The sequence below is a fragment of the Leucobacter ruminantium genome, assembly GCF_017565705.1.
GTDB lineage: Bacteria > Actinomycetota > Actinomycetes > Actinomycetales > Microbacteriaceae > Leucobacter > Leucobacter ruminantium.
Genome location: NZ_JAGDYL010000014.1, coordinates 1 through 16,888, shown reverse-complemented (window position 1 = coordinate 16,888; position 16,888 = coordinate 1). Strand labels below are relative to the sequence as shown.

10 protein-coding genes, 1 tRNA gene and 1 pseudogene are annotated in these 16,888 nt (G+C 69.2%); 7 read left to right on the top strand and 5 right to left on the bottom strand.

Annotation, left to right across the window (positions count from 1 at the left end; genetic code table 11):
* Nucleotides 1-102 precede the first annotated feature (102 nt).
* Both J4H91_RS15885 and J4H91_RS08975 read right to left on the bottom strand, forming a co-directional pair.
* A complete protein-coding gene (locus tag J4H91_RS15885; RefSeq protein WP_208045928.1) occupies nucleotides 103-1,182 on the bottom strand; it encodes an LppP/LprE family lipoprotein in 1,080 nt (359 codons plus the stop codon).
* A complete protein-coding gene (locus J4H91_RS08975; RefSeq protein WP_208045927.1) occupies nucleotides 1,182-1,949 on the bottom strand; it encodes a hypothetical protein in 768 nt (255 codons plus the stop codon). Before J4H91_RS08975 ends, J4H91_RS15885 begins: the two co-directional genes overlap by 1 nt.
* 384 nt (nucleotides 1,950-2,333) lie before the next feature.
* On the opposite strand from J4H91_RS08975, the gene J4H91_RS08970 reads away from it, so the two are divergent.
* Nucleotides 2,334-3,260 carry a hypothetical protein gene (locus J4H91_RS08970; RefSeq protein WP_208045926.1) on the top strand — a complete coding sequence of 309 codons (927 nt, stop codon included), beginning with the start codon at nucleotides 2,334-2,336 and terminating at the stop codon, nucleotides 3,258-3,260.
* Between the two features lie 189 nt (nucleotides 3,261-3,449).
* On the opposite strand, the gene J4H91_RS08965 is transcribed toward J4H91_RS08970, so the two are convergent.
* Both J4H91_RS08965 and J4H91_RS08960 read right to left on the bottom strand, forming a co-directional pair.
* Nucleotides 3,450-3,540, bottom strand: a tRNA-Ser gene (locus J4H91_RS08965).
* A gap of 48 nt (nucleotides 3,541-3,588) precedes the next feature.
* Nucleotides 3,589-6,153 (bottom strand): LuxR C-terminal-related transcriptional regulator, encoded by a 2,565-nt coding sequence (locus J4H91_RS08960; RefSeq protein WP_243752834.1) that lies wholly within the window; start codon nucleotides 6,151-6,153, stop codon nucleotides 3,589-3,591.
* Nucleotides 6,154-6,538: 385 nt separating this feature from the next.
* Between J4H91_RS08960 and J4H91_RS08955 the strand changes: the two genes are divergently transcribed.
* From J4H91_RS08955 to J4H91_RS08935, 5 genes are all read left to right on the top strand, one after another.
* The gene (locus tag J4H91_RS08955) at nucleotides 6,539-10,936 is read left to right on the top strand and encodes a choice-of-anchor G family protein (RefSeq protein WP_208045924.1); all 4,398 of its coding nucleotides are present in this window, start codon (nucleotides 6,539-6,541) and stop codon (nucleotides 10,934-10,936) included.
* A 45-nt stretch (nucleotides 10,937-10,981) separates the two neighbouring features.
* Nucleotides 10,982-11,761, top strand: coding sequence for a DUF5819 family protein (locus tag J4H91_RS08950; protein ID WP_208045923.1), 780 nt, complete (start codon nucleotides 10,982-10,984; stop codon nucleotides 11,759-11,761).
* Nucleotides 11,758-12,930 carry an HTTM domain-containing protein gene (locus J4H91_RS08945; protein ID WP_208045922.1) on the top strand — a complete coding sequence of 391 codons (1,173 nt, stop codon included), beginning with the start codon at nucleotides 11,758-11,760 and terminating at the stop codon, nucleotides 12,928-12,930. The genes J4H91_RS08950 and J4H91_RS08945 overlap by 4 nt, the downstream gene beginning before the upstream one ends.
* Before the next feature lie 9 nt (nucleotides 12,931-12,939).
* Nucleotides 12,940-14,313 (top strand): DNA repair protein RadA, encoded by a 1,374-nt coding sequence (radA, locus tag J4H91_RS08940; RefSeq protein ID WP_208045921.1) that lies wholly within the window; start codon nucleotides 12,940-12,942, stop codon nucleotides 14,311-14,313.
* 64 nt (nucleotides 14,314-14,377) lie between these two features.
* Nucleotides 14,378-15,868 carry a malate:quinone oxidoreductase gene (locus J4H91_RS08935; RefSeq protein ID WP_208045920.1) on the top strand — a complete coding sequence of 497 codons (1,491 nt, stop codon included), beginning with the start codon at nucleotides 14,378-14,380 and terminating at the stop codon, nucleotides 15,866-15,868.
* Nucleotides 15,869-15,872: 4 nt separating this feature from the next.
* Here the strand turns inward: J4H91_RS08935 and J4H91_RS08930 are convergent, their stop codons facing one another.
* Nucleotides 15,873-16,637, bottom strand: a complete 765-nt coding sequence (locus tag J4H91_RS08930) for an HAD-IIB family hydrolase (protein ID WP_208045919.1) — start codon at nucleotides 16,635-16,637, stop codon at nucleotides 15,873-15,875.
* 140 nt (nucleotides 16,638-16,777) lie between these two features.
* On the opposite strand from J4H91_RS08930, the pseudogene J4H91_RS15560 reads away from it, so the two are divergent.
* Nucleotides 16,778-16,888: pseudogene (locus J4H91_RS15560) on the top strand (leucine zipper domain-containing protein); the annotation flags it as partial.

Here is a 16,888-nt window from a genome sequence, read left to right as displayed (position 1 = left end):
GATCGTAATGCCCGAGTCAACAGGCGTTTCCGCACAAGGCTGAACAGCCCGGGCGCGGCAGGAGCATCACTAGCGCGCCTGCCGCGCCCGGAACGGAGCCGATCAGCTCGGCGGCAGTTCGCCGGTTCGAGTGACCGTCCCGCTCGCCTCGTCCCATCGATAGGTGGAGGTCGCCGTGTTCGCGGGGCCCGCGATGTCGTCGCCCTGCCACATGTAGGTCACCGAGAGTTCCTCGTCGGACAAGCGCTGAACTCCCTTCTCGGAGTCCACGGCGTGGCCGGTCGAGGTGGCGGAGGAGACATACTCGCCGTTGTGGAAGAACAGCACCGGAGTGATCGAGAACCGGGTGCAGCAGGGCTCGGGGCGAAGCACGATCCAGGAGAGCGCCGCGCACTCGTCGTAGCCCTTCACATCGCTGAACTGTCCCGTGAGATCCCATGGGCCACCGGAGATTCCGGCTCCCCACTTCCCGAGTGCTTCGTTGCCCGAGAGTCCAGAGCACTTCGGGCTTCCCGATGCCGCGGAGCCTTCGCCCTTGCCTGCGAGCGAGGGGTTCGCGGCGAGGATGCCATCGAGTGCCGCCTGTGCATATTCCCGCTGACCGGCGTAGTCGAAGATCAGCACCCAGATATCCCCGATGAAGAGGTATGTGACCTTCGTATCGTTGGCCATCGGGTTGTCGGCGGGGATCGTGTAGCTGAAGCTCTCCGCATCTCCGAGTGCGCTCGCTTGCACACCGCTGTCGACCTTCAGCGCTTCGATGAGAGAAGCCCGATCGGCTTCGGCCAGCTCGGCGACATACCCTGTGACCGCTCCCTGCATGTGCACCGGCCAACGGCATCCCCGCTGCTGCACGGCCTTACCCATCGCCGTCTTCGCGGCTTCCCCCGCAACCTGGTTGAACACCGTCAGATCGGTCTCGCCAGCAGGAGCGCTGAAGTTCTCCGGCCCATAGTCTTCGTACTCCTGGTGCGCCGCCGCGTTCATAGCGTCGCAGGTGGGCAGCACGACAGGCTCGGGCACCGGGGGCGGCGTCTTCGCTACTTCGGCAGCCGCCGGCTTCGGCGCAGTCTGCGGCTTCGCGTCCCCGGCGCAGCCGGTGAAGAGCATGGAGACGCCCAGAGCGAGAGCGATGGCGGCGAGCAGCGATTTCCGAGCCGAGTTCGTCCCTTCGCCGCGCACTACTGGAGCTTCCGATCCTGCTTGATCCGGTCGCGGTTCTCCATCACCTGCCCGATGAAGCCTCTCTGCTGACCGAACAGCGCATCGTTCTGTGCCCGGGTCTCGGCAAGCACCGCCTTCTGATGCTCCATCTGCTGCTGCATCGCCGCCATCTGCGCCTCGTGCTGCCGCTGCTGCATCGCCATCTGCTTCTCGGCCTGGCGTCGCTGGTGCTCCGTCATGCGCTCCACCTCGGAGAGTGTGCTCAGCCAGAGGTTGTCTGCGCGCAGCACAAGCCCGGACGCCGGAGCGTCGAGGGTTTCACCGCGTCCGAATACTCCCGCTGCATGATCGGCGGCCGTTCGAGAGGCCTGCGCGAGCGCCTGCGCCTTACCGCCCAGAATGCTCCCGAAAACAGCGTTGCCGATGAAGGCGATGGCAGCGAACACGAGGCAGAGCCACCAGGTGTTCCCGGTGAACAGCATGAGGAACGCCACGAAGAGGAGGACCGTGAACCCGAGAACCCGGATCAAGCCGAGGTTCTTCAACTGCTTCGCCTCCGCCACCGCAGTAGCCGACTGGCCAGGGTTCTGAGTGTCGAAGGCCGCGAGCGTGTTCTGCATCGTCTCCGCGATGGTCTGGTACTCGGCGCTCTGGCCTGCGTCGAGCCGCGAGCGGTCGATGCGGTTCAGCACCTCCAGCACCTCGTTGTAGCCGTCGACCACCCACCCGCGCTTGTCTGCTGTGGCAGCGGCAATCGCCACCTTGAAGTCCTTGCTCCGCGACACGAAGGTTCTTCCTTTCTCTGAGGCGCGGCAGATATGCCTCGCTCGTGATGTGGGCTCCCGGGGTAGGACGGCGCAGAGGGAGCGGCCATCGAAACTGCCCATGTATCGACGCTATTCAGCCGACACCCGAGATCCGCATGATTCCGGGGTTCTCGCACAACTTTGAACAGCAGTGGAGGTCGCGTATAAGGTTGAAAACGCGGAGCGCGTGGCGCGTCCGCCTCGTATGCCGGAGGCGCCATATGAGAGCTCAGCGGTGAGGGGGCAGTGATGACAGAAGCGAGCGAGCGAGCCCAAGGAACCTCCGATGAGTCCTTCGACCGGATCGCCCTCGACCTCCAGAACCTCCGCGAGTCAGCGGGCGAAGTGTCCTACGCCGAGTTGGTGCGTCGCATCACCGCCCTGCGGCTCCAGCGCGGTATCCATACCGCCGCCGCGATCCCCGCTCGATCTACCGTCTACAACGCCTTCAAGACGGGCCGCGCGCGGATGGATACCGGCCTCCTCCGAGACATCGTGCTCGCACTCGGTGCGACGACCGAAGAAGCCGATGCCTGGGTGCTCCGGTGCCGGGAGGTCCGCAGAGTCGCAGAGCGACAGGCGAAGAGAGAAACACCGGAAGCCGCGAAGCCTCAGCCCCTGCCGGTGCCGGACCTCATGGTCCCGACGGCCTCGCCTCTGTCTCTCGGCACCACCGGTCTGCTCATGGTGGGCTGTGTCGCGCTCAACCTCCTCGGCCTCTGGGTCACCGCTGTCTTCAAGCTCTCGGTCTACCTCGACATGGTGGGCACGGCGATCGCGTCGATCGTCCTCGGCCCCTGGCATGGGGTTGCTGTCGGCATCGCATCGAGCAACCTGGGCTTCCTCACCGGGGATCCCGCTACCAATCCGTTCACCTTGGTCAACATCGCCGGGGCGCTCGTCTGGGGCTACGGAGTCCGGAGGTTCCGCATGGGCGCTGACCTCGGCCGATTCGTGACCCTCGACCTGATCGTTGCCGCAGTCTGCTCGGCTGTCGCCGTGCCGATTCTGCTCATCGCCTTCGGAGGGTACAACGGGCATGCCTCAGTCGGGGCTGTCCTGTCCCTCGAAGCCGATGGCTTGCCGACGCTCGTTTCCCTGTTCTCCACCAACATCGTCACAAGCATCATCGACAAGCTCATCACCGGAGTGATCGTGCTGCTCGCTTTCGTTCTGCTGCATCGTCGGTTCAGGATTCCTGTCGGGCACATGCCCCTCGTGGAGAGGCTGAGCACTTTGCGGGTCAGGCCCGAACTCGCCGGAGTGCGGTCCCCAGTCCTCAGGACCTGAGCCGAGGGGAGCCTCGTTTCTCCCGTAACCGCTGAACAGTGGAGGGTTCCGGTGGGGAGGCGGATTGGGTTTCGACTCGCTTCGCTCGCTCAGCCCGAGGCTCGCCCAACCGGCGGAGGAAGCGGGTGGGGCGGGCATGACGAAGGCCCCGGATCCATTGATTTCTCAAGGATCTCGGGGCCTTCGCTGTGGCGGTGACGGTGGGATTTGAACCCACGGTAGGGGGTTACCCTACACGACTTTTCGAGAGTCGCACCTTCGGCCGCTCGGACACGTCACCGCGAAAAAGAATACGACATCCGCAGGCGAGATGCGAATCGCGGCCCGGTCACCGGGCGTGTTGCACGCCCCGTGCCGAGTGCCGGGCTGGAGCGGGGAAGACCGGCGTGACGCCCGACGGGAAGTCGGCTGCGCCCGCTGCGTTCAACCGAGACCCGAGTTCTTCGCGGCTCGTGACGCCCAGCTTGGCACGAGCCTGCGAGACGTGCGACTCGACCGTGCGCACGCTGCAGCGCAGACGCTCGGCGATCTCGCGGTTGGTGAGCCCCTCGGCGGCGAGCTTCGCCGTCTCGGCTTCGCGCGGCGTGAGCTTCTCGCGCGGCGCGCTCGGAAGTACTCCGGCGTCGAACCAGGGCACCCGTTTCGCGGTCTCGGCCTGCAGCGCTGCGATGCGCGCATCCGTCGCGGTGACGCTTCCCGCCGCGCGACGTCGCAGGAATATGCGCCGTGCCTCCTGCATCGCGTAGGCGGCGGGCGCCCAGAATCCGTGGGACTCGAGGGTGTCGGCCGCACGCATGAGCGCGAGCGGGTTCTGCGCATGCAGCGCCTCCAGGTGCGCCCGGATGGCGAGGCGCTCGGGCATCTCGGTGAGTTCGCCCGGGTCGATCCCTCCGATGCCGCCGAGCTGAGCGAACTGCTCGACGGGTTCGGCGAACGCCGCCGGGCTCACCCGATCGAGCTGGCCCGAAAAGTAGGCGGTGATCTGTGCGCTGTACCCGCAGAGCGGGTCGGGATCCCTCGTCTCGCCCGGGGCCATCTGCTCGAGGCTCGCGAAGAGCGATCGGAGCCGCCACGGTATGAACCGCGGCACGGCGCTCGAGGTTCGCACCCACTCGAAGCGCGCGCGGTCGATGTCTCCGCAGATGATCGCTGTGCGGGCCGCGTGGAGATGCGTGGCCCAGATGCGGTGGCGGGAGGCGCCGGGCAGGCAGCCGACCAGACCGAGCAGGTAGGGGGCGCGACCGGCGCGATCGGCGGAGAGGAAGCGGATGATGCTCTGCGCCGCGACCGCGCATTCGAGGGTGTCGCGCTGCGCGTCGGAGGCGTTGATCGCGAGGCGAGAGATCCGCTGATCGACGGGGCTGCCCGAGAAAGCCCTGTAGCGAAGCCCCACCGTGGTCGCCTCGAGTGAGAGGAGCTGTTCGGCGAGCAGAGCGACCTCGGGGAGTGGGTGGGTGAGGGCGATGCGCAGCAGCAGGGGCGCGTCCGATCCGAGCGGACGGTCGTCGTTCCAGCGCCGGGCCACGAGCTGCGCATCGTTCCACTGCTCGTCGTCGGGCGCGATGTCGGGATCGTGTTCGAGAGGGATCCCGGCCTCGGCTGCCAGCCTCGCGCGCAGCAGGAGGGTGGCGAACCTGACCTCCGGGTCGACGGAGGGGAGGTCGCAGTTGCCGCGCGGCGGGTTGGCGACCATGAGCACCTGCAGGCCGGTGCGGGCGTCGCGCAGCACGGCGGTGAGGCGGGCGCGGGCGAGCGGGCTGAGCCCCGGCCCGTCCTGCCCGAGGCGCAGCAGCAGGTCGCGGGCGCGCTCGCCCTCGCCGAACGAGACGAGGTCGCCGATGATGCGCTGCTGGAAGCGGGCGTGGTGCTCGCCGAGCACGGGGTCGGTGCTGATGCTGTCGTCGCGCCGCGAGAGCACGCGCGAGCAGAAGATCGCTTCTCGGTCGGCGAGAGGGATCCCGAAGACCTCCTGCGAGAGGAGGTGCGCGGCGGTGCGTCGCCTCGTGGCGTCCAACAGTTCGGGATCGGCGCGGCGCTGCATCGCGGCGGCGTAGAGCTCGGGAACTCCGAGGAGCTCGGGCGATCCCGGCACGGGCAGCAGCATGCCGGTCGTCGACAGCATCTTCTCGGCGTGCGCGCCCACGACGTCGAAGACGCCGCTGCGGCTGCGCGGGCCGATCTCCGAGAGCACCACCGCGGCGGCGATGGCGGGCGCATCGAGTTCGGTCTCGGCGATGCGCGCCGGGTGGCGGAGCGAGGAGAGGTGCAGATCGCCGGCGTAGGGGCGTCTGATGCGTGGTCTCGGTGAATGGGCGAGGGATCCGCTGCGGTGCAGCTGCAGCAGGTCGAGCGCCCATCCGGGTCTGCCCCAGGCGAGTTGCTGGATGGTGGCCACCGTGACGGCGTCCAGGCGTTCAGGGCTGGCGCGGTGGATGATCCGCGCGATCTGCTCATCGCTCGTGGGCTGGATCCAGAGGGTACGTGCGCGCCCGAGGGTGTCGGCGAGGTGGGGCATCTGATCGTAGAGCCGGCTCAGCCGTGTGCCGTATACCGAATCGACGTGGCTCTCCGCCGCGGCCCCGACGGCAGGCGCGCCGTCGAGCAGGTGTGCTGCCGCGCGCTGCAGCACCTCGAAGGGTGCGACCTCGTAATTGTCGAAGAGCAGCACGGCGCGGGGCGGCGCGTTCTCGATACGCTCGGCGGCATCGTCAGCGGTGGCGTCGACGTAGACGTGAGGGATCCCTCGCTCCTCGAGCAGCGAGGCGAAGGTGCGCAGCACATGCGTCTTGCCGCTGCCATCGGGGCCGATGAGCATGGTGGGATACGGATCCTCGAGGCCTCCCAAGAGCTCGTGCGGAAGGTGTTCGATGTGTGCGTTCGTCGCGCTCTGCATTGAGCTCCCCCCTCCGACCCGGCCAGATCCGAGAACTGCGTGCCGGGCTTCTTTCCCCACTATCCAGACTAGAGGAGCGGCGCCTGCTCTTCTGAGCGAGGGGTGGTGTTTTGTTGCGGAGAAAGAGCGCAGTATCACAGTACTCATCTCTTCTCATCTCAGTATCCAAGTTCTTGTGAATGAGTATCTGCGACGTCCGAAGTACGCATCACGATGCCGATCGCGCAGGGGTACGGAGGGCGGCATCGAGGGCCACGGAGACCCGTGGACCCTGTGCGGCTTTGCTGGGAGTCTTCTGATCGGGTGTCTGTACCTCTTGTCGCGCGTGCGGCGGGGCAGGCACGCGTTCCCATGGCAAGGCACGACGAGATGACTGGGGAGTCTCTTGGATACGAAGAACGAATTACGAGGGGTCAGACACCGCAGACGCGGCGTCCGGGCCCTGGCGGCCGGAGCGGCCGCGGCCACGGTCGTCGCGGGCGGAGTGCTCATCGCGCCGCTCACCGCGACTGCCGATGTCGCTCCCACGACTGCCGTTTCGGCAGGGCACGGGCACTTCCTGAATGCGTCCGGGCTCGGCCTGAACGTAGCGGGTGCGGCGCGGGCCACCACTGAGTACCCGGCCGAGCCGGGACCGGTGCGTGAACCGCTCAACGCGTCAGTGTTGAACGGCCTTGTCAACCTGGACCTCGGCGGCGGAATCACGCTGCCCCTGCTCACCGACGGCAGCGCTCCCGGCCTGCTCAACCTCGGAAGCAACGTCGGAGCGGTGAAGAGCTACTCGTCGTCGCCGTCCGAGCTGAGCTCGCTGGCTGCCTCCGGCGCGATCGCCGACACCGGCGCGATCAATCTCGACGCGGTCACCGGTGACGCCGGCTACAGCCCGGCCTACTTCGATCTGACCGAGCTGTTCCAGCAGCTGCAGATCGCCGGTCTCACCGATCAGGTGCTGAACGGCGCCCGGATCGAGCTCGGCGCCGTCGCCTCGCAGGCCGAGAAGGACACCGATACGGCGACCTCGCGTGCCTACGCCCTCGCCGACCTGCGCGCCGAGCTGAGTTCGCCGATCCTCGGCGACGTGACCACCGCCGTCGATCAGGTGGCGGGCTCTGCCGGCACGGCGATCAACGGCCTCACCGGACCCGGCGGCTCGGTGAACACGCTCGTGACGAACCTCGTGAACGCCCTCGATGTCAACGTGCTGGGTGTGGGCACCGTCACGGCATCGACCGCGAACGGCCTGGTCATCGACACCTCCAGCCTCGTGAACACCGTTCGTGCCGAGCTGCTGCAGTCGCCTCTCAACAACGCGACCGCGACGGACCCCGCGTCGATCAACGTCGACCTGGAGAGCGGTCTGGTCGAGGTGGATCTCGCCCAGCTGCTCGTCGGCCCTGACGGCCCCTATGCCGGCCACTCGCTGAACGATCTGCCCGCGAACACCGATGTGCTGCAGGCCGCTGTGGTCGAGGCGCTCGCGAGCGGCCTCACGCACGCGCTCACCGGCGATGCGGCGACCTACCCGAACTCGCTGTCCGCCAAGGCGACCGAGGCGCTGACCAAGGGCATCTACGGCCTCGAGGTGCAGCTCGACCTCGATCTCGACGCGCGACTGCTCGGTGTTCCCCTCGTGGGAGTCTCCGCGGCGCTCGAAGACGTCAACGGCGCACCTGCCACGGTCGGCGGCCTGCTCGGGGCCGACGGCTACGAGGACGTCACGCTGAAGCTCACGGGAAGCGGCCTCGCGGGTCTGCTCAACCCGCTGCTGGGCGCCCTCAGCACGCTGACGACGGACCTGGTCGGCGGTATCGCACCACTTCTGCAGCCGGTTGTGAATACTGCCGTGACCAACCTGTCCACGAGCCTGTCGAGCCTGCTGAACCCGTTGGTGGACGGCCTGCTGGGCAACGACGGCGCGCTCCTCAAACAGGTGCTCGACGCGCTTGCGACGGTCACGCTCAACGAGCAGCCCGACCAGCCGGGCGCCCGCCCCGCAGCTCAGGCGGATCTGGGAGCGGGAAGCGCCACCGTTCGCGCGGTCGCGGTCGACGTGCTGCCCGCCATCCTCACCGGGGATGCGGCGATCCGCGTCGAGCTCGCGTCCTCGTCGGTCAAGGCCGAGAACCCCTCCGCAGCGCTGACGGCGACCCCGTCTCATGTCGCCGTGGGTGAGACCGTCACGCTGGCCGGCACCTTCTTCGGACCCAATGAGGACGTCACATTCACGATCGACGGCGAGCCCTCGACCCTGACGGCGACGACCGGAGCCGACGGCTCCTTCGGCAACGTGACCTGGGAGGTTCCCGACACCTACCAGCCGGGCGATGTCATCACGTTCACCGCGACCGACGAGTCGGGGAACACCCGTACCGCGACCGTCACGGTGGTCGCGCCCGCCCTCACCGCGACGAGCCCCGTCGAACAGGGCGGCACGGTGACGCTGACCGGCAGCGGTTTCGGTTCGGGAGAGACCGTGACCATCACCCTTCCGGGTGGCGGCACCGTCGACGTGACCGCCGATGACAACGGCGCCTTCACGTACCCCTGGCCGGTCCCCGAGACCCAGGCGCCCGGCACCGTGACCTTCACGGCGACCGGCAACGACACGGGTCGCGAAGCGAACGCCGAGTCGACGATCACGCGTGCGATCGCCACACTGACCGCTTCGCCGAACCCGGTCGCGGCCGGCGGAACGGTAACGCTCACCGGCGGCAACTTCGCCCCCAATGAGCCCGTCACCGTGACGCTTCCCGCCGACTGCGTCGCAGCGAGCGGCATTCCCGCCACCGCCGACGCCGACGGCAACTTCACGGTCACTTGCACGGTGGGCGAGGATGTCACCGACGGCGCGGCGCTGAGCTTCGAGGCGGAGGGCGACCAGAGCGGACGCGCCGCGGAGGCTCAGACCGAGGTCGACAGCCAGCCCGAGGCCGACGTGAACACGAACGCCTCCGCATCGGCGGCGGCTTCGGCTCAGGCCAACGGCAACAACGAGGTCGCGGCTCAGGCGGCGGCTGAGGCCGCGGCGATGGCGGACAACTCGACCGCTGCCGAGGCCGCGGCGACGCCGAACGCGGAGGCGGCTGCCGAGTCGGCTGCACGCGCCAGCGTGCGCGCCGGTGCTTCGACGCAGGCCTCGGTCGACGCGACCACCGCGACGAACGCTGCGGCGCAGGCATCCGCCCAGGCCAGCAGCGACAGCACCGCGACGGCGAACGCCGACGCGAGCGCCGCCGCATCGGTCGCGGGCACGGTCGACGCCCGCTCGGCTTCGCAGGCGTCGGCCGACGTCGCAGCGAACGCGACCTCGTCGAACGACGCGTCCACGGACGCCACCGCGAACGTGCGCGCGAACGCCAACGCTTCGGCTTCGGCTTCGGCCTCGGCCCGCGCGAACGGCGACAACCAGGCTGCGGCTCAGGTCGCGGCTCAGGCAGCGGCGTTCTCGCAGAGCGAGAGCGACGCGAGCGCTGCTGCTGACGTCGATGCCACGAGCGCGGCTCAGGCTGCGGCCTACGCCGACGTGGAGGACGACGCTTCGGCCAACTCCTCCGCCGACGTGACGACCAACGCCAACGTCGCGGCTCAGGCCGCAGCGCAGACCTCGTCGACGGCTCAGGCCGCCGCGAGCGCTCAGGCGGAAGCCGCAGCGGATCACAACGCCGATTCGGAGGCCGACGGTTCCTTCGATTCGCGTTCGGCTGCTCGTTCGGCCGCCGAGGCCTCCTCGGCCTCGAACGCGCACACGACCGGCTCAGCCGACGCTGCGGTCGACGCCGCCGCTGAGGTGCAGGCCAATGCCAACGCTTCGGCTTCGGCATCGGCATCGGCCGACGCGGACAACCACAGCAACCCCGCTGCGGTCGCCGCCGCCCTCGCCGCCGCGATGGCGAACAACGAGTCGGCAGCCGAGGCAGCCGCGACGCAGAACGCGCAGGCCGCCGCCGAGGCAGCCGCACGTCCGAACGTCGATGCGGAGGCAACGGCGACCGCGTCGCAGAACGCCGGGTCGTCGGCTCTCGCCGCCGCGACCAGCACCGCCGAGGCCTCGGCGGTGCAGGACGCCCAGGCGTCGGCTGCCGCCGACGTCAACGCCGAGGCATCGTCGGCCGCCGCCGCCCAGGCGACGGCGTCGACGCAGGCCTCGTCGCTCGCAGCCGCGGATGTCAACGCGTCGGCGTCGGCCTCCGCCTCGGCGAAGGCCGACAGCAAGGCCAACGCCGCGGCTCAGGCCGCTGCCGAGACCGCTGCGATGGCGGATGCCTCGACGACCGCCTCGGCGGATCAGTCGGCGCAGGCCACGGCCAACGCAGAGGCCGCGGCGCGTGCGGCGGCGCAGATCGCGGCCCGCGCGGATGTGCGTCAGAACGCTTCGGCGAACGCGTCGCAGGAGACCTCGGCGCAGGCCAACGTCGCGGCGAACGTCGCCGCGCAGGCGAGCGCCGATCACTCGGCGAGCGTCAACGCGGCAGCGTCGGCGCAGGCCAAGGCCGCGGCTACGGCCAACGCCTCTGCCGCCGCTGAGGCTGCTGCCCGCCAGGGTGCGAACGTCGACTCGACGGCCTCGGCCTCGGCCTCGGCCGCGGCGAAGGCCACCGCATCGGCTTCGAACGAGGCGTCGGCGCAGGCCGCCGCCAAGGGCGCTGCCGACGCGAGCGGCGCGAAGCTGGCGCAGACGGGCGCCGCACTGAACGGCCTCGGCGCAGCCGCTCTCCTGCTGCTGCTCGCCGGCGCCGCCACCTTCGCGATCGCCAAGCGGCGCTCGATGAAGGCGGCTCAGTAAGGAGCTAATGAGGGGGCCGCGCCGCGCCCCAAGCCCAAGGCCTGGGTGCGCCTCGTCGCACTGCTCGCAGCGCTCTTCACCGCATGGCACGTGCTCGCCTCGTTCCTCTGGATCGCACCGTACTCGGAGAACGCGCGCGAGATCGTCCCGGGCTCCCAGGACACCCTGACGGCCTACATGATCCCCTTCTTCGGACAGTCGTGGAGCGTCTTCGCCCCCGAACCCATCAACGGCGACTACCACTTCAACGTGCGCGCCACCCTCGCCGACGGCAGCGAGACCGGCTGGGTCAGCGCCACCGACGTCGAGCTGTCGATGATCCAGTACAACCTCTTCCCGCCGCGAGCCGGCATCCAGTCGAGCGAGGTCGCCTCCAGCTACAAGGACGCCTACGACTCGGTCGACGAACTGCAGCGCACGGTCGTCGGCGGCGATTTCGCCGTCGACGACTGGGAGGGCCTCAGAGCGGCCCTCGAGACGCCGCAGAAGGCCGCCGACGAAGAAGCCGGGGAAGGCGACGCCGATCCCTCGCCCGCCGTCGACAACACGGCCGAGATCGAGCAGCTGCTCGCCGAGGAGCACCGCACCACCGCCTACGCCACGCAGGTCGCCCGGGCCATCTGGGGCGACGAGGTCGAGAAGGTGCAGTTCCGTGTGAGCCGCCAGAACATCATCCCCTTCGCCCAGCGGCACGACCCGCAGGCGCAGCGGCCGGAACCGACCGTCGTGCTGCCGGGATGGCCCGCCCCCATCGTCGAAGAGGGGCAGAACGAGGGCAACTTCGCCGACGTGTTCCGCGGCCAGTTCGAGAGGATCACCCGATGAGCCAGCAGCGCACGACCCTCGAGAAGGACGCGGCGAAGAAGGCCGCTCCCGAAGCGCCGAAGACCGAGGACGCCGCCGCGCCCGATGCGTCCCGGAGCTCGACGAGCGCGCCCGGCACCCCGGTCGCGGGATTCTTCGCCTTCCTCGGCAGCATCATCGCCTCGGCGTGGATGGCCTTCGCGAACACGATCGGCGACTCGATCGCCTTCGTCGAGCGCTGGCTCTTCAACGGCAAGAAGGCGCTCTACGGCATCGCCGTCACGCGCATCGTGTTCGGCGTGATCGCGATCGGCCTGCTCGCGTCGAACTTCAGCACCCGCCTCTACACCTTCGGCTCCGGGTCGGCCTGGAACGGCGAGATCGCCGAGCCCGTGAGCGATTTCCCGAAGATCTGGCTGTTCAGCGCCTTCCACGCGGTCGCGGCGAACGACGTCGCCTTCACTCTCCTCTACATCGCCCTGATGCTGCTCGCCGTGCTGTTCATGCTCGGCTGGCGCTTCCGCATCGTGCTGCCGGTCTTCTTCGTGATGTGGATCGGCTTCATCGAGATGAACGACATGGTCGGCGATCAGGGCGACAACATGTTCCGCATCGCCCTCATCCTGATGTTCTTCACCGACGCTGCCGCCAGGTGGTCGCTCGACGCGCGGCGCCGGGCGAAGCGGGAGTGGTTCCCCGAGGGATCCTCGCCGAACCAGATCGGCACCGTGCTCCACAACCTCGCGCTCGTCGCCCTGACGGCCCAGGTCGCATTCGTCTACGGATCGGGCGGACTCTTCAAAGCGCAGGGCGCGCCGTGGGCCTCCGGCTACGCCGTCTACGACCCGCTGCAGACCATGCGCTTCGGCACCTGGCCGGTGCTCAGCGACCTCATCACCGCCTGGGGGCCGATGGTCGCGATCGGCACCTGGGGCTCGATCCTGCTGCAGGGCGCGTTCCTGCTCGCGCTGCTGTCGCGCCCCACCCGACTCATCGCCCTGTTCGGCATTCTCGGCTTCCACATCATGATCGGCGTGCTCATGGGCCTGCCGTGGTTCTCGCTCACCATGATCGCGATCGACTCGATCTTCATCCGCGACCGCAGCTGGAAGCGGTTGAGCGCCGGGATAGCGCGCAGATGGCGAGCGGCCGTGGTCCGTCGTCCCGCCGATGTCGGAGGTGCGGGCTAGGCTCGCCGCATGGCGAAGACGATCAGCGCGTACACATGCACCGAGTGCGGGTGGCAGACCTCGAAGTGGGTCGGCCGCTGCGGCGAGTGCCAGCAGTGGGGCACCGTCGAAGAACGGGGCCACCAGGGCGCCTCGCTCGCCCGCACCACCCGGGCCGTCGCGCCGCTCGCGGGGCGGGAGGCGCGACCGATCACGCGGTTGGAGGGCGAGTCGCTGCAGCACCGCTCGACGGGCATCGGTGAGCTCGACCGCGTGCTCGGGGGAGGGATCGTGCCCGGGGCCGCGATCCTGTTCTCCGGCGAGCCCGGCGTCGGCAAGTCGACGCTGCTGCTCGACGCCGCGGCCCGGGCCGCAGCGGGCGGACGGTCGAGCGGCGGTGACGGGCGACCGCGTGTGCCCGGTTCCGACGGCCGATCACGTGTGCTCTATGCCAGCGGCGAGGAGTCGACGGGGCAGGTGCGCATGCGCGCCGAGCGCATGGGCGCCCTCCACGACGACCTCTTCCTGGTGAGCGAGACCGACCTCGCGACCGTGCTCGGGCACATCGAGGCCGTCGATCCCGCGCTCGTGATCGTCGACTCGGTGCAGACCCTCGCGAGCGGCGAGGTCGACGGGGCGGCGGGCGGGCCCGCCCAGGTGCGCGAGGTGGCGGGCGCGCTGATCCGCGCGGCGAAGGGGCGCGGCACCCCCGTGATCCTCGTGGGGCACGTCACGAAGGACGGCTCGGTGGCGGGCCCGCGACTGCTCGAGCATCTCGTCGATGTCGTCTGCCATTTCGAGGGCGACCGTCAGACGTCGCTGCGCTTCCTGCGCACCCTCAAGAACCGCTTCGGGCCGACCGACGAGGTCGGCTGCTTCGAGATGAGGGATCGCGGCATCGTCGAGGTGCCCGACCCCAGCGGCCTCTTCCTCAGCCGGGCGGCCTCGCCCGTGAGCGGAACCTGCGCCACGGTCGCGCTCGAGGGCCGGCGCGCACTGCCCGTCGAGGTGCAGGCGCTCGTCGCGAAGAGCGCGACGCCGAACCCGCGGCGCGTCACGAGCGGGGTCGATCCCTCCCGGGTCGCCATGATCCTCGCCGTGCTCGAGCGGCGGGTGGGTGCGCGCCTCCACGACCAGGACGTCTACGTGTCGACGGTCGGCGGCGTGAAACTCGCCGAGCCCGCTGCCGACCTCGCCATCGCGCTCGCCGTGCTCTCCGCCATCACCGACCGGCCGCTGCCGCACGACCTCGCGGCGTTCGGAGAGATCAGTCTGGCCGGCGAGGTGCGGCCCGTCGTCGGAGGTGCTCAGCGCAGCAGCGAGGCGGCCAGACTCGGTTACGTCCGCACCCTCGACGCGGCCGCCGAGACGCTGCAGCAGGCGCGCAAGCACGCGGGCCTGTAGAGCCGTGCCGCGGCGACGGGCCGGTGGGCGGTCGCACCCGATCCGGAGAGTAGACTAGGGCCTCGTGAGCAACAACACTGTCGATGTCGTCCTCATCGGGGGCGGCATCATGAGCGCAACCCTCGGCACGCTGATCAGGCAGGTGCAGCCGGACTGGTCGATCGAGATCTACGAGTCGGCGACCCGGGTCGCGACCGAGAGTTCCAACGCCTGGAACAACGCGGGCACCGGCCACGCAGCCCTCTGCGAGCTCAACTACATGCCCGAGGGCAAGGACGGCAGCCTGTCCGCCGACAAGGCCATCCAGATCAACGAGCAGTTCCAGCTCTCGCGCCAGTGGTGGTCGGCGCTCGTACGCGACGGCGTACTGGGCGATCCCTCCGGGTTCATCAACCCGACCCCGCACATGACCTTCGTGCGCGGCGAGGCGAACGTCGACTACCTGCGCCGGCGCTACGAGATCCTCAAGAACGAGCCGCTCTTCGCCGACATGGAGTTCAGCGACGACCCCGCGCAGATCGCCGAGTGGGCCCCGCTACTCATCGACCGGCGCGCGAAGGACGAGGTCGTCGCGGCGACCCGCTCCGCGAGCGGCACCGACGTCGACTTCGGCTCGATCACCCGTCAGCTCATCCACCACCTCGTCGAGGGCGGCGCGAAGCTCCACCTCGAGACGCCGGTCAAGAAGCTGCGGCGCCGCGCCGACGGCACCTGGGACGTCTGCCTGCCCTCCTTCTCCGGCTCCGGGCACCGGCGCGTCAACGCCCGGTTCGTGTTCGTCGGGGCGGGCGGCGGCGCTCTTCCGCTGCTGCAGTCGTCGGGCATCCCCGAGATCGAGGGCTTCGGCGGCTTCCCGATCAGCGGCAAGTTCCTCAAGTGCGACAACCCCGAGATCGTGAAGCAGCACCGCGCCAAGGTCTACGGCAAAGCCGCGGTCGGCGCGCCGCCGATGTCGGTGCCCCACCTCGACACCCGCATCGTCGACGGCAAGGAGAGCCTGCTCTTCGGCCCCTACGCCGGCTTCAGCCCGAACTTCCTGAAGCAGAGCAGCTGGTGGGACCTGCCGGGATCCGTTCGCGTGCACAACCTCGGCCCCATGCTCAAGGTCGGCGTCACCCAGTTCTCGCTCGAGAAGTACCTCCTCGGCGAGGTGCTCGCGAGCCGCGAGAAGCAGATGCAGACGCTGCGCGAGTACATGCCGACCGCGCGCACCCGCGACTGGGAGATGATCACCGCGGGTCAGCGCGTGCAGGTCATGAAGAATGACCCGGAGAAGGGCGGCATCCTCCAGTTCGGCACCGAGGTGATCACCGGCGCCGAGGGATCCATCGCCGGCCTGCTCGGCGCCTCGCCCGGAGCCTCGACCGCCGTGCACGCGATGCTCGGAGTGCTCGCGAAGTGCTTCCCCGAGCAGTTCGAGAGCCAGTGGAAGCAGGTCTTCAAGGCCCAGGTGCCCGCGCTCGGCGAGGGATTGAACAGCGACCCCGCGGCTGCGGCCGCTTCGCTGGCCGAAACCGCGGAGGTGCTCGGCCTGAACGCGAAGACCGACGCCTGAGCGCTCAATCGGCGAGCAGTTCCTCCAGGAATGCCGCGGTGTCCTCCCAGCCGTCGACGGCCTGGCAGGTGACGCCGAGCGCCAGCACGGGGTAGTCGTTGCCGTCGGGATCGAGGCGGTCGCCCACGAACAGCATGTCGTCGAGGGGGATGCCCGTGTGTTCCTCGAGTTTGCGCATGCCATAGGCCTTGTCGATGCCGCGGCGCGTGATGTCGACTGACGTCGAACCGCCGCTGCGCACCTCGAGCCCCGGCAGGCGCTCGGCGACGGCCGCGCGCAGCGCGTTCTTCTTCGATCCGTCGGGATCCCACGCCTGCTTCACCTCGACGGGTGCCCGCTGCCCGAGCGCCGAGAACGTCACCTGCGAGCCGCGATCCTCGAGGATCTCGCCCCAGGGCGCGGTCTCCCAGAGTCCGAGCCGCTCGGCCTCCTCGCGCAGCGCAGCGAGCGCGGCGTCGCGCTCGGCCGCATCGAGGTGTTCGCGGTACACCGTCTCCCAGCGGCCACCGGCCCGACGCTCGTAGCGCGTGCCGCAGGTGGGCAGCAGGTGCAGCCGCTCGAGCGCGGTCTCGTCGACACCCTCGAAGGCGTCGAGCCGGTCGACGAGCTGCGCCTCGAACTGCTCGAAGTTGCCGCCGGAGATCACGGCGACGTTCGTGCGGGCGAGAAGACGGGCGAACACCGCGAGCATGCGCGGGTCGACCGGCGACTTCGAGGGCGCCAGAGTGTCGTCGAGATCGAAGGCGATGAGGCGAGGGATCTGCGGCATCCCCCGATTCTCCCACAGCGGCCGCGCCGGGCTACTTGTACCCGGTCAGGAGGTTGGTAGCAGCGACGGGCTTGTGAAACAGGAGAACCTCCGGGCTTAGTGGAGATGTCTAACGTCTTCACCTATTCCCGGAGGTTCTCGTGACCCACCGTAACGCCCGTCTGACTCCTGCTGGTAGGCGATTGATCATTCAACGTCATCAGCAGGGCTGGAAACAATCCCATATCGCTGCCGCGATGGGTATCTCGCGC

Bases quoted from the DNA above. Each gene is read 5' to 3' on its own strand.
- J4H91_RS08960 (WP_243752834.1), bottom strand. From the start codon at position 6,153: ATGCAGAGCGCGACGAACGCACACATCGAACACCTTCCGCACGAGCTC.
- J4H91_RS08945 (WP_208045922.1), top strand. From the start codon at position 11,758: ATGAGCCAGCAGCGCACGACCCTCGAGAAGGACGCGGCGAAGAAGGCC.
- radA (WP_208045921.1), top strand. From the start codon at position 12,940: ATGGCGAAGACGATCAGCGCGTACACATGCACCGAGTGCGGGTGGCAG.
- J4H91_RS08930 (WP_208045919.1), bottom strand. From the start codon at position 16,637: ATGCCGCAGATCCCTCGCCTCATCGCCTTCGATCTCGACGACACTCTG.